The sequence below is a fragment of the Roseburia sp. AF20-18LB genome (assembly GCF_003461185.1).
Taxonomy (GTDB): domain Bacteria; phylum Bacillota; class Clostridia; order Lachnospirales; family Lachnospiraceae; genus Roseburia_C; species Roseburia_C amylophila.
Map to the genome: position 1 here is coordinate 518,127 of NZ_QTWP01000001.1, position 14,224 is coordinate 532,350.

The window sequence follows — 14,224 nt, forward strand, 5'->3', positions numbered from 1 at the left end:
TTTATGCAACCGGATTTCCGCACTTGGTACAAAACTTATTTCCAGCTACAAGCGGAGCACCACATTTACTGCATACCGGCTGTACTGGCTGCTGTGGCTGTACTGGCTGGCTCTGGAACTGTCCCTGCTGCTGTGGCGGCATTGGCTGTCCCTGGAACTGTCCCTGCTGTGGTGGCACATTTCCATACATATTCTGCTGTGGCATTCCCTGATATCCGTTCATCATTTTCTGTCTGATTAATGGTTTCTCAGCCTGAAGTACGTTGATAATAATCAACAGATCCAACACTACAATTGCCAGAATAAACAATATATTAAATATAAATCCGGCTGTAACCTTCGCTGTACAGTAATTATCTGTTGCTTCCTTATTTACTCCGACGCAAAGTGCAATCCAGAAAATAAAGTCAACAACTGCACAGCTTCCGGATGCGATTGCAGCAATTTTGTCTTTTAATACGCTCTTTAAGCACCAGAGAGCCAGCATAGCGATTGGAAGCAGCAGCATTATGATGCAGATTATTTTCGGGTCTGTTACACTTTCGCCCTCTATCTTAATACCTGTCATAGCTTTAAAAGCGCTGATTTTAATATTTCCATATCCTGCACAGGATACCATAAATGATGGCACAAAGAAAAATACCATTAATAAAATAGATAACAGACGAATGATATTTTTCACATGAATGTGCTTTGTAAAATCATTTCCAGAATTCATTTTCTTCTCCTTTAGTTTCCAAACTGAGTTAAATTATCAGTTACTTCGTAAGTATAATCAACTTTCTGTGTTACAACCAGATCATTAAACATCTGTGCCCCATCTGTATAACCCTCAACATTATACCATCCATCATCATACTCTAATTCAGTATATCCTTCGATATCACCGTATGTATTGAAGTTCTGGCTTCCATCAGATAATGCCATTATATTTGTATATTTTACCGGGAAGTATACAACAGTTGGCTCAAATGCATTTTCTGCACTTGTTACAGTTGTCGAAAATACCAGATAAAGGACGTTCGTATCACCCCATGTATCACTGTTTTTTGCAACCAGATAATATGAACCTTCATAACTGAATCCGGAATTTCCAATATAGGAATTGTTATTTGCAAAATATGCATCTAACGCATCTGTTGCTTCATTTTTCATGGAATCCAGATTGTCTGCTGAAATATCTGCAGCAGATGTTACATAAGAATCTACTCCGGATACAATATATTCTTTTGATGTCTGTGTGAATTTGTAACCATTTGCCAATGCATTCTCTTCTGACTCATCAACAGTTAAAGTTACGGTATCTCCGACATCAAGACTGTCATAATCTTCAAAATTGAACCACAGATAACGTAAGTAATCATCATCTGAATTATTGGTCCAGTCTGGATATACATAAGGTGGTGTTCCTGAGAAGGTTACCTCGATATCTTCAAACGGATCAACTTCTTTTACTTCTTCCAGTCCTTCTACTGTAAATTCCTGTTCTTTGGAAAGAATTTTAACTCCTGCTTTTTTCTCATAATCTTCATTCCATGAAGCAGTAACGGTTACCACATCACCATTTGACAGGTCTGAATCCGGTTTCACATCAAAAGTAATACTGTCAATCAAATCCCAGTTACTGCTTCCCATCAAATCTGTGAGGTCACTCCAGTCAAGGTCATCAAGAGATTTTACATTTTTAAGTTTCTTTCCCTGTGCCTTGATAACAGCTTCACTGAATCCGGTCTCGTCGAAATCAACATATGCTGTTCCTGCTGTTTCATAGCCGTTATACTCTACAGAAATATAATCGTTGATATTTACTTTCTTTTTCTGATTCTTCACTACCACAAGTGCAACAATTGCAACTACTACAACTGCAATGACTGCAATAAGCAATGCCCATAACTGTTTCGTCATCTTAAATGGTTTCTTAGGCGGGCGTGCCTGCTGTGGCTGTCCCTGGAATTGTCCCTGCTGTGGTCTTCCCTGGAACTGTCCCTGCTGCGGCTGTCCCTGGAACTGTCCCTGCTGTGGTCTTCCCTGGAACTGTCCCTGCTGTGGCTGTCCCTGGAACTGTCCTTGGAACTGTCCCTGCTGCGGCTGGCTCTGGAACTGTCCTTGGAACTGTCCCTGCTGCGGCTGGCTCTGGAACTGTCCCTGCTGCGGCTGACTCTGGAACTGTCCCTGCTGAGGCTGTCCCTGTACTGGTGTTTCCTGCTGCGGCTGTCCCTGTACCGGTGCTGCCTGTTCTGCCGGCTGTTCCTGTACCGGTGCTTCCTGTTCTGCCGGCTGTTCCTGTACCGGTGTTTCCTGCTCTGCCGGCTGTTCCTGTACCGGTGTTTCCTGCTCTGCCGGCTGTTCCTGTACCGGTGTTGCCTGCTCTGCCGGCTGTTCCATCTCCCCTTTTAATTTCTGGCCACAATTCGGGCAAAAATCTGCATCATCACCCACTTGTGTGCCACAATTTCCACAAAATGCCATTTTCATTTTCCTCCTTGGTTTTACCATGATATGTTACTTGCTTTTATGCATTAACAAGTTAAACTATTTCAATTTTACACAATATTTTGTGGTTGGTCAATCAATTTTACCGAGAATTTACACTTTAAATCTTATAATTTTCTTGCACAGGCAAGTGCTAATGCTCCCGGTCCGATATGGCAGGATACATTTAAAGAAAGCGGATCCATCATAATGTCTGTAATCCCAAATTCTGCTTCCACTTCTTTGCGGAATTCCATCGCTGCACTTATATCTCCAGTGTATGCAATACAAAGCTGCATCTCATCCTGACACTCCTTAAAGCGGGATGCATAGTCATCTTTTACTGCTTTTATCATAATGCTTTTTGCCTGCTTTACCGTTCTGGCTTTTGCAAAAGCATCCAGCTTTTCACCCTGAATCTGTAATACCGGTTTTAATTTCAACAATGTTCCCAGTGCTGCTGCTGCCGGTGTAATTCTTCCACCCTTTTTCAGATAATAGAGGGTATCTACCATGATATAAATGCTGGACTGGAATTTTGCATCCTCTAAAATATCTTTAATCTCTTTTCCACTCTTGCCGCTTTCTGCCAGTTTGATTGCATCAAATACGGACTGTTTCTGTGTTACAGAAATTCTCTGATTATTTACTACAAATACTTTTCCTTCATATTCATCGTCCATGGATAATGCTGTTGCAGTCTCACAGGAACTGCTCAATCCACTGGATAATGGAATGTATACAACTTCATCATATTCTTTTAAAAGCTCATCCCAACGGTCTGTAAGGTCTCCTACTGCCGGCATGGATGTTGAAATCTCAGCTCCATCTGTCAGATGCTCATAAAATGTATCCTGTGTCAGATTGATATCCTCAAACAGTATTTCACCATTTATAAAAAAAGGCATTGGTAATACGCTAATCCCTAACTGCTGCGCTTCTGCCTGACGAATTCCACTGGAACTGTCTGTAAGAATAACTACCCTTCCCATTTTTCTTCCTCCTTGCTATTCAGACTTCATGTTACACAATGAAATAATTGTAACATATTTTGCAAATCAAAACAACTGCCCCCAAAAACTAACATCAGGAAAAAAACTGCATAGCAAAACTCCTGACTGCATTATCCGCAGCCAGGAGCTCTCTATCCTTACTTTTCAGTAATATATTTTATTTTCTTATTACATCATTCCCATACCTGGGTTTCCTGCCGGCATTGCAGGAGCATCTTCTTTGATATTTGCTACAACAGATTCCGTTGTAAGTAATGTAGATGCTACAGATGTTGCATTCTGCAAAGCACTTCTTGTAACCTTAACCGGGTCAAGGATACCAGCTTCTACCATATCTACATATTCTTCTGTTGCTGCATTAAATCCGATACCAGGAGCGGACTCTTTTACTTTATTAATGATAACTGCACCTTCAAGACCTGCATTTGCGGAAATGTAATACAATGGAGCCTCCAATGCTTTTAAGATAACCTTTGCACCGGTCTTCTCATCACCTTCCAATGTCTCAGCAAGCTTTGCAACCTCTTTGGATGCATGGATGTATGCAGAACCGCCACCTGCGATGATTCCTTCTTCGACTGCTGCTCTTGTTGCATTCAAAGCATCTTCCATACGAAGTTTTGCTTCTTTCATTTCTGTCTCTGTTGCAGCACCAACACGGATAACTGCTACGCCGCCTGCCAGTTTTGCAAGTCTTTCCTGTAATTTTTCTTTATCAAATTCAGATGTTGTCTCTTCAAGCTGTGCACGAATCTGGCCGATTCTTGCCTGGATTTCTTCTTTATTTCCTTCACCATCAACGATAACGGTGTTCTCTTTCTTAACCTTAACAGATTTTGCACGGCCAAGCTGTGCCATAGTAGCATCTTTTAATTCCAGACCAACTTCTTCTGAAATTACCTGACCACCGGTAAGGATAGCGATATCTTTTAACATTTCTTTTCTTCTGTCGCCATATCCTGGAGCTTTTACTGCTACAACGTTAAATGTTCCACGCAGTTTATTTACAATCAATGTAGTTAAAGCTTCACCCTCGATATCTTCAGCAATGATAAGAAGTCTGGAACCGGACTGAACAATCTGTTCTAACAGTGGAAGGATTTCCTGAATGTTGCTGATTTTCTTATCGGTAATTAAGATGTACGGCTCATCTAAAACTGCTTCCATCTTATCCATATCTGTGCACATATATGCGGAAATGTATCCACGGTCAAACTGCATACCTTCTACCAGGTCAAGCTCTGTCTGCATGGTCTTGCTCTCTTCAATGGTAATAACACCATCATTGGAAACTTTTTCCATTGCATCTGCTACCATGTTGCCAACGCTTTCATCACCTGCGGAAATAGATGCAACTTTTGCAATCTGGTCTTTTCCGGTTACTTTAGAAGACATTGCTGCGATTGTTTCAACTGCTTTTTCAGTTGCTTTCTTCATACCACGTCTTAAAACGATTGGGTTTGCACCAGCCTCTAAGTTCTTCATTCCTTCCTGAATCATTGCCTGTGCAAGAACGGTTGCTGTTGTAGTACCATCACCAGCAACGTCATTGGTCTTGGTTGCTACTTCTTTTACAAGCTGTGCCCCCATATTTTCGAATGCATCTTCCAATTCGATTTCTTTTGCAATGGTAACACCATCATTTGTGATTAATGGAGCGCCATATGATTTATCCAGTACAACGTTTCTTCCTTTTGGTCCGATTGTTACTCTGACTGTATTTGCCAGTTTATCAACTCCAGCCTCTAATGCTGTTCTGGCTTCTGTTCCATATTTGATTTCCTTTGCCATAATTTCTTACCTCTTTCTTCTATTTTCCTATTTTATTATTTGTTTTATTTACCAATTATCAATTCGATTATTCTACTACTGCAAGAATATCATTCTGCTTTACGATGATATATTCTTCGCCATCCAGTTTTACTTCTGTTCCGGCATATTTAGAATAAATAACCTTCTGTCCTTCTTTTACCTGCATGGTAACTTCTTTGCCATCTACCACTCCGCCAGGACCAACTGCGATTACTTCTGCTTCCTGTGGTTTCTCCTGTGCAGCACTTGCTAAGATAATTCCGGATTTGGTTTTTTCCTCTGCTTTTAACTGTTTTAATACAACTCTGTCTGATAATGGTACTAATTTCATGATTCATTGCCTCCTTGATTCGGTCTCTTTGTTTTCTTTCTTTTTTATTAGCACTCATTCAAACCGAGTGCTAACTGATAGTCATATAATAGTTTCTGCGTCTCTTTTTCGCAAGCCTGACCATTTTTTATTTTTCTCTTGTTTTCTTATATTTACTCTTAATATCTCGTTTTTTCTCTCGTTTTCTCACTTTCTTCAATTTGTAACGATTTAATACTTTTTTTAGATTTGTTTATGAAATCAGTCCAAAATGCTCCAATCCCTTATAAATGCCGTCTTCGTGCAATGGTGCTGTGATATAATCCGCTGCTTCTTTTGCTGCTTTGGTACCATTTCCCATGGCAATTCCATGCTGCACATGCTTTAACATTTCCACATCATTGATACTGTCTCCAAATGCATAGGTATCTTCTTTCTCAATACCAAGAAGCTCACAGGTTTTTTCGATGCCGGACGCTTTGGAAAATCCTTTTGGAACAAACTCTGCACATGCCGCATCATGCACCAGCGGTGTGAAATTCTCTTCCAGATGGGAAAGTACCTTAAGATAAGTATCATCCGGTGTGGAGCAGGAAAACTTACTGATTTCCATAATTGCTTCATTTCCCGTTACCGGCAGCAAATCCTCTCCCAATGTCTCTTTTAGTTTCAAGCCATAAGGGTCTTCTTCAAATTCTTCCAGATCCATATACAAATTCCGGCTTCCCTCATATACCGTAGGAATTCCATACTCTTTTAATATATGTATGGTATCCTCTATCAATTCCTGTTCTAATTTTTTATAAAAAAGTGTTTTTCCATCCATCTCTATCCAGGTACCGCAGCCTGCCACAATTCCGTCGAATCCCAGTGTCAGCAATCTTTCATCCTGAATAAATGCTCTGGTTCTTCCGCTGCAGAGAAATGCCAGATGTCCATTTTCCCGCAGCTTCCGGATTGCTTCCTTTGTGCTCTCCGGTATCACAAAATGCTCGTCCCACAATGTTCCATCAATATCAAAAAATACTGCTTTCCTGCTCATTCTCTTTATGTCCTTTCGCTGTTTTCTTCTCGCTCTTTTTGTCACAAGGGTTATTTTATGCCCCAAAAGCAGAATGTGTCAACCACGAAAAAGCCGCCTGCCACAGCTCACCCTCCGGTGCACCATAGTCAGACGACTTTCTTCTATCATTATATTGTAATTTTCATTACTGTACGGAAAGATAAGAATATCCCATCAGACTTTCGTCTACTTCACGGGCTGCTTCTCTTCCTTCACGGATTGCCCATACTACAAGGGACTGTCCACGATGCATATCTCCTGCTGTAAAGACATTTTCCACGTTGGTCTTGTAATGACCGGCTTCTGTTGCCACATTGGTTCCGGCATTTAAGTCTACGCCGAATGCTTTGGCAATGTAATCTTCTGTTCCAAGGAAGCCTGCTGCAATCAGAACCAGATCACAATCTAACTTGCTTTCAGAGCCCGGTACTTCCACCATCTGCATCCGTCCGGTCTTTTCATCCTTTTTGCCCTCTAATTTTACGGTTTTTAATCCGCAGAGCTTACCGTTCTTGTCTTTTAAGAACTCTTTTACGGTTGTCTGGTAAATACGAGGGTCGGAGCCGAACATGGCAATTGCTTCTTCCTGACCGTAGTCTGTCTTGCAGACTCTCGGCCACTCCGGCCATGGATTGTTCTCAGCACGTTCATCCGGTGCCTTTGGCATCATTTCAAGCTGGATGACACTGGCTGCGCCGTGACGGATAGAAGTTCCGACACAGTCATTTCCGGTATCTCCACCACCGATGATAACTACTTTCTTTCCCTTGGCAGAAATATATTTGTTATCTTTAAGCTCAGAATCTAAAAGGCTCTTGGTAGTTGCCTTTAAGAAATCTACTGCAAAGTAAATGCCTTCTGCATCTCTGCCCGGAGCTTTGATGTCTCTTGGATTCTTTGCTCCACAGGCTAAGATGACACGGTCATATTCTTTTAAGAGTTTTGCCGGCTTGATGTCTTTTCCAACATTGGCATTGGTAATAAACTCGACACCCTCTTCTTTCATTATATTAATCTTACGGTCAATAACCCATTTTTCCAGCTTCATATTCGGGATTCCATACATCAAAAGTCCACCGACACGGTCATCTCTTTCAAATACGGTAACGGAATGTCCTCTTTTATTCAACTGGTCTGCTGCTGCAAGTCCGGCAGGACCGGAACCGATGATTGCAACCTTCTTTCCGGTACGGACTCTTGGAGGTTTTGCTGCAGCATATCCTTTTTCATAGGCATTTTCAATGATTCCATGCTCATTTGCCTTACAGGTTACCGGGTCTTCCCAGTGTCCACAGGTACAGGCTGCTTCACAAAGTGCCGGACATACTCTTGAGGTAAATTCCGGGAAGTTGTTGGTCTTGGTCAGACGGTTATATGCCTGCTCCCAGTTGTTGGTATACAAAAGGTCATTCCACTCCGGTACCAGATTATGCAGCGGACATCCGCTGGTCATTCCCATGATATTCATACCAGCCTGGCAGAACGGCACGCCGCAGTTCATACAACGTGCTGCCTGTACTCTTTGTTTCTCTTTTGAGAGAGGGGTATGGAACTCGTTAAAGTTCTTGATACGCTCCTTTGGTGCAACCGCTGCTGCATTCTCTCTGTCATATTCCATAAATCCTGTTGGTTTTCCCATTTTGCGTCCCCTCCTTAATTTCTTGTATTCGCATAAAATGCTTCAATCTGTGCCTGTTCGGAAGACAATCCTTTTTCTTCCATCTGAACAATTGCCATTAACATACGGTTATAATCGTATGGAATTACTTTCTTGAACTTCGGCAGATACTCACTGAAGTTATCTAAGATTTCTTTTCCCTTTTCAGAATTGGTCAAAGCTACGTGTTCTTTAATCATATCTTTTAATTCCATAACATCATATTTGTTTCCAACTTCTTCTGAGAATACCATTTCTTTATTCAGTCTGGTATAAAGGTCGTTGTCCTCATCTAATACATAAGCGATACCGCCGCTCATTCCGGCTGCAAAGTTTTTGCCAGTCTTACCAAGGATAACAACACGTCCACCGGTCATGTATTCACAGCCATGGTCACCGACACCTTCTACTACTGCAGATGCTCCGGAATTTCGTACGCAGAAACGTTCTCCTGCCACACCACTGATAAATGCTTTACCACTGGTTGCACCGTAAAGTGCCACGTTACCGATGATGATATTTTCATCTTTCTTATATTTCACACCTGCCGGAGCATATACAACCAGTTTTCCACCGGAAAGTCCTTTTCCGAAGTAATCGTTGGAATCTCCTACCAGCTCTAAGGTAAGTCCCTTTGGAATGAATGCGCCAAAGCTCTGTCCGCCGGCACCGGTACATTTTACGATAAAGGTATCTTCCTCTAAAGTATCGTCATATTTCTTTGTAATCTCGGAACCAAAGATGGTACCAAAGGAACGGTCTGTATTGCTTACTTCTACATCAATGCTTCTCTTCTGTTTCTTATCCAGTGCAGAAGAAAGCTGTTTTAACAGTACAGTTTCGTCCTTGGTCTTCTCCAGTTCGAAATCGTATACATGTTTTGGATCAAATGTAACTTTCTCCTTTGGTCCTGCAAACGGGTTATTCAAAATCTTGGAAAGGTCGATTTCTTTTTCCCGGTCTGTCAAATCCTCTCTTACCCGGAGAAGGTCACTTCTTCCTACCATTTCATCAATGGTACGGCAGCCTAACTTCGCCATGATTTCTCTTAATTCTTCTGCAATAAACCGCATGAAGTTTTCTACATATTCCGGTTTTCCCGCGAAACGTTTCCGAAGCTCCGGATTCTGTGTTGCGATTCCGGCAGGGCAGGTATCCAGATTACATACACGCATCATCACGCATCCCATGGTTACCAGCGGTGCAGTTGCAAATCCGTACTCTTCTGCTCCAAGCAATGCAGCAATTGCTACATCACGGCCGCTCATCAGCTTACCATCTGTCTCGATTCTTACCTTATTACGAAGTCCGTTCATAATCAGAGTCTGGTGTGTCTCTGCAAGTCCAAGTTCCCAAGGAAGTCCTGCATTATGGATAGAACTGCTTGGTGCTGCACCGGTACCACCGTCATATCCGGAAATCAATACTACCTGCGCTCCTGCTTTGGCAACACCGGCTGCGACTGTACCCACACCTGCTTCTGATACCAGTTTTACGGAAATTCTTGCATCACGGTTGGCATTCTTCAAATCATAAATCAACTGCTCCAAATCCTCGATGGAGTAGATATCATGATGAGGTGGCGGCGAAATCAAGGATACACCCGGTGTGGAAAGTCTTGTCTTTGCAATCCAAGGATATACTTTCTTGCCCGGAAGGTGTCCACCTTCACCAGGTTTTGCACCCTGTGCCATCTTAATCTGAATCTCTTCTGCACTGACTAAGTAACGGCTGGTTACACCAAACCGGCCGGACGCTACCTGCTTGATTGCAGAACATCTGTCTAAGCTTGTATGTTTACTTGCGATACGGTCCGGATCTTCTCCACCCTCACCGGTATTGGATTTACCATGTAAATGGTTCATGGCAATTGCCAGTGTTTCATGGGCTTCCTTGGAAATAGAACCATAGGACATCGCACCTGTTTTAAATCTTGTTACAATAGACTCTACGCTTTCTACTTCTTCAATCGGAACACCTTTTTTCGGGAAATTGAAATCCATCAGTCCACGAATATTGGCATCACGTTCTTCACTGTTCACAAGGTCTGTGTACTGTTTGAACAGGTTGTAATCTCCACGTTTGGTTGATTCCTGTAAAAGGTGGATGGTTGCCGGATTATAAAGGTGAACATCTGCGCCACTTCTCATCTTGTGACGTCCCTTGCTGTCCAAAGTAAGGTCTGTCTCTAATCCCAATGGATCATAGGCTGCAGAATGCAGAGTATCTACATCTTTTGCAATGTCTTCCAGTGTAATTCCACCAATACGGCTTACGGTATTTGTGAAATATTTATCAATTACTGCGGAGTCAATACCAATTGCCTCAAAAATCTTAGAACCCTGATAAGACTGAATGGTTGAAATACCCATTTTGGAAGCAATTTTTACGATACCACTGATAATTGCCTGATTGTAATCATGGATTGCTGCATAGTAATCCTTGTCTAACATATGCTCGTCTACTAACTGCTTTACGGTATCCTGTGCCAGATATGGGTTGATTGCACAGGCACCATAACCAAGCAATGTTGCAAAATGATGTACTTCTCTTGGTTCACCAGATTCCAGAATCATGGCAACTGCAGTTCTCTTCTTGGTCTTTACCAGATGCTGCTGCAAACCGGATACTGCCAGAAGGGATGGGATTGCCACATGATTCTCATCAATGCCACGGTCGGAAAGAATCAGGATATTTGCACCGTCACGGTATGCACGGTCTGCTTCTACAAACAGATGATCCAATGCTTTTTCCAGGCTTGTATTCTTATAATATGTAGTAGGAAGAACCACAACCTTGAAGCCTTCTACTTTCATATTTTTGATTTTCATCAAATCTGTGTTGGTAAGAATCGGGTTATCTACCTTTAATACCTGGCAGTTAATCGCCTTTTCTTCCAGCAGGTTACCATCTTCTCCGATATATACGGTAGTGGATGTAACCACTTTCTCACGAATGGAATCAATTGGCGGGTTTGTTACCTGTGCAAATAACTGTTTAAAATAATTAAACAGTGGCTGATGGTCTCCTGCCAGTGCTGCCAGCGGAGTATCAATACCCATTGCAGAAGTTCCTTCTCCTCCGTTTAATGCCATCGGAAGGATTGCTTCACGCAGTGATTCGTAAGTATAACCGAATGCTTTCTGCATTCTCTGACGCTCTTCTTTGGTATATTCCGGAACACGCTGATTTGGAATCTTTAAATCCTCCAGTTTAATCAGGTTACGGTCAAGCCATTCACCATAAGGCTGTTTGCTTGCGTAATACTCTTTTAATTCATCATCATTGATGACTCTTCCCTGAATAGTATCTACCAGAAGCATTTTACCCGGGCGGAGTCTTTCTTTTACGACAATCTTGGTCGGATCAATATCAAGCACTCCAACCTCGGAAGAAAGAATCAGCTGGTCATCATCGGTAATATAATATCTGGAAGGTCTTAATCCGTTACGGTCAAGAACGGCTCCCATGACATCTCCATCTGAGAAAAGTATGGATGCCGGTCCATCCCAAGGCTCCATCATGGTCGCATAGTACTGATAGAAGTCTTTCTTCTTCTGGGACATGGTATTGTTATTTGCCCATGGCTCCGGAATCATAATCATAACTGCCAGTGGTAAATCCATTCCACTCATTACTAAGAACTCTAAGGTATTATCTAACATTGCTGAGTCAGAACCTTCGGAATTAATAACCGGAAGGACTTTCTGCAGTTCCCCTTTCAGTTCTTCGGACTCCATGGTTTCTTCACGGGCAAGCATCTTATCTGCATTACCTTTGATGGTATTAATCTCTCCGTTATGTACAATGAAACGGTTCGGATGTGCTCTCTCCCAGCTTGGATTGGTGTTGGTTGAGAATCTGGAGTGTACGGTTGCGATTGCAGATTCATAATCTTTATCCTGAAGGTCTGCAAAGAACTGACGCAGCTGGTCTACTAAAAACATTCCCTTATATACGATGGTTCGGCTGGAAAGGGATACTACATAAGTGTCATCATTGGACTGCTCGAATACCCGTCTTGCCACATACAGCCGGCGGTCAAAATCAAGTCCCTTGGCTACTTCAGCTGGACGTTTTACAAATCCCTGCATGATATATGGCATACAGTCTACTGCTTTCTGTCCCAGTTTATCCGGGTCAGTCGGAACTTTTCTCCATCCTAAGAATTTCATTCCTTCCTTTTCCACGATAACCTCAAACATTTTCTTTGCCTGATTCCGTTTCAGCTCATCCTGTGGGAAGAAAAACATTCCGACACCGTAATCTCTTTCTCCACCAAGCTCAATCCCTGATTCCTTTGCTACTTTAGAGAAAAATTTGTGTGATACCTGAAGCAGAATACCAACACCGTCACCGGTTTTTCCTTCTGCATCTTTACCAGCTCTGTGCTTTAAGTTTTCTACAATCTTTAAAGCATTCTCTACTGTAGCATGGGATTTGATACCTTTGATGTTTACCACAGCTCCGATACCGCAGTTATCATGTTCAAAATTTGGATTATACATACCCTGTGCTACTGCTGTACTTTCATTCCACTGTTCTGTCATAATCGTTCCCTTTCTGCTTTCTCTTTATTTTCTGTCTTACTTTGTTACCTGCACTCTGCTGCTTTAAAGTGCTTCGTTTTCTGAAATAAGTTTACACCCGCCGCAATATACTTTGCAATAGTTTTTTTCTTGCTATTGTCTGATTATTAGATAATTCATTTCATATACTCTTATTGTATTTATATTTATTGTTTTTTTGTATATAAAAAAGGCTTATCAAAACAATTCAACGTGTTTTTTGTTGAAAATATTTTTTCATAAGCCTTTTGAATTTGCCTGCTATTTTAAATTGTGTCTGAATTGTTTCTCTGTTATTCTGGAATTTCTTAGGAAGATTTTGAGTGTATCTGCCTTTTCATCGAATACGGATATTACATAAGGACTGTAAGGGGCACTGGGAATTTCGATATACTTTTTTGCCTATCCGGCAACCGGTGCAAATTCACATCCATGTTCATATGCACCTCGCCGGCACATCCCTGTGCCAGCGTTGCCAGTATATCAAACGAAATTCCCAGTACCCCTAACAGCCCTTATTATATATCTGTATTTCGATGAAAAGGCAAATAAGCATCAATATCCATAAGATTTACCATGTTTTAACACCATCTGCAGTAGCTGCATTCCCCTTAAAGGCATCAGAATCATCACTACAGCCATCATACACCCAGGATAAAGCCATATGAGTAATTACATAAGCATAAGGACGAACATTCTCCTGCATCATGTTATACATACCCTTATCACTTTCATATCCCGGTCCACCATATCCATAGTAGGCTACTGCTGAAAGCAGTGCATCATTGGACACAGAAGCGGTATACTGCCCATTGCTCGGATTTGCTTTACTTGGTTCCAGACAATAAACTACAGTTCCATCTGAAAGACTATACTGGTGTGTCTGATAGCCATTGTAATTAATTGTCTTTCCTACGGTTAAATCTACATTAAAATCATAGTTTCCAGAGGCATAAGTTTTAACTACCAATCCCTCATCGGCACTGTTAAGAGCAATCTGCTCCGCTTCATGCTCTTTGTTTTCTTCTTCCGCCTTGCGTACCAGTTCATCAAAGTTATCTGAAAGAATCGATTCTTCCTGCTCCGGTAAACTTTCCGCAAAAGCAGTCAGCGGACTGGCTGCCATACAGAAACACAATGCTGCAGCCATGAACGCTTTTAACTTCTGTTTTACGCTAAATTTCTTCATACTTTCCGTTTTCCTCCTTCCATTTGCTAAAAGAAAGCATAAAAAAAGAACCGATATCATTATCAGTTCTCAGTTACCCTTGTATTTTGTTTTCTATCCTCCCTTCCACTAAGCTATACGTACCGAATTTCGGTACAAGT

General features: G+C 41.7%; 9 protein-coding genes. All 9 read right to left on the reverse strand.

The genetic code is table 11. The features are described from left to right. Position 1: 1 nt before the first annotated feature. Positions 2-718: a zinc-ribbon domain-containing protein gene (locus tag DWX65_RS02565; RefSeq protein ID WP_118172719.1), complete on the reverse strand. Its 717-nt coding sequence runs from the start codon at positions 716-718 to the stop codon at positions 2-4. Between the two features lie 11 nt (positions 719-729). Next, on the reverse strand, positions 730-2,469 hold the full coding sequence (locus DWX65_RS02570) for a zinc ribbon domain-containing protein (RefSeq protein ID WP_158564686.1): 1,740 nt from the start codon (positions 2,467-2,469) through the stop codon (positions 730-732). A 131-nt stretch (positions 2,470-2,600) separates the two neighbouring features. After that, positions 2,601-3,464 carry a DegV family protein gene (locus tag DWX65_RS02575; RefSeq protein ID WP_118172721.1) on the reverse strand — a complete coding sequence of 288 codons (864 nt, stop codon included), beginning with the start codon at positions 3,462-3,464 and terminating at the stop codon, positions 2,601-2,603. 189 nt (positions 3,465-3,653) lie between these two features. Further along, positions 3,654-5,276 (reverse strand): chaperonin GroEL, encoded by a 1,623-nt coding sequence (gene groL / locus DWX65_RS02580; RefSeq protein ID WP_022242509.1) that lies wholly within the window; start codon positions 5,274-5,276, stop codon positions 3,654-3,656. 67 nt (positions 5,277-5,343) lie between these two features. Beyond that, on the reverse strand, positions 5,344-5,628 hold the full coding sequence (groES, locus tag DWX65_RS02585) for a co-chaperone GroES (protein WP_022242508.1): 285 nt from the start codon (positions 5,626-5,628) through the stop codon (positions 5,344-5,346). A gap of 232 nt (positions 5,629-5,860) precedes the next feature. After that, positions 5,861-6,649, reverse strand: coding sequence for a Cof-type HAD-IIB family hydrolase (locus DWX65_RS02590; RefSeq protein WP_117698471.1), 789 nt, complete (start codon positions 6,647-6,649; stop codon positions 5,861-5,863). Between the two features lie 166 nt (positions 6,650-6,815). Next, positions 6,816-8,309 carry a glutamate synthase subunit beta gene (locus DWX65_RS02595; RefSeq protein ID WP_118172722.1) on the reverse strand — a complete coding sequence of 498 codons (1,494 nt, stop codon included), beginning with the start codon at positions 8,307-8,309 and terminating at the stop codon, positions 6,816-6,818. Between the two features lie 14 nt (positions 8,310-8,323). Beyond that, positions 8,324-12,877 (reverse strand): glutamate synthase large subunit, encoded by a 4,554-nt coding sequence (gene gltB / locus DWX65_RS02600; protein WP_118172723.1) that lies wholly within the window; start codon positions 12,875-12,877, stop codon positions 8,324-8,326. Between the two features lie 589 nt (positions 12,878-13,466). Next, the gene (locus tag DWX65_RS02605) at positions 13,467-14,084 is read right to left on the reverse strand and encodes a thioester domain-containing protein (protein ID WP_118172724.1); all 618 of its coding nucleotides are present in this window, start codon (positions 14,082-14,084) and stop codon (positions 13,467-13,469) included. Positions 14,085-14,224 lie beyond the last annotated feature (140 nt).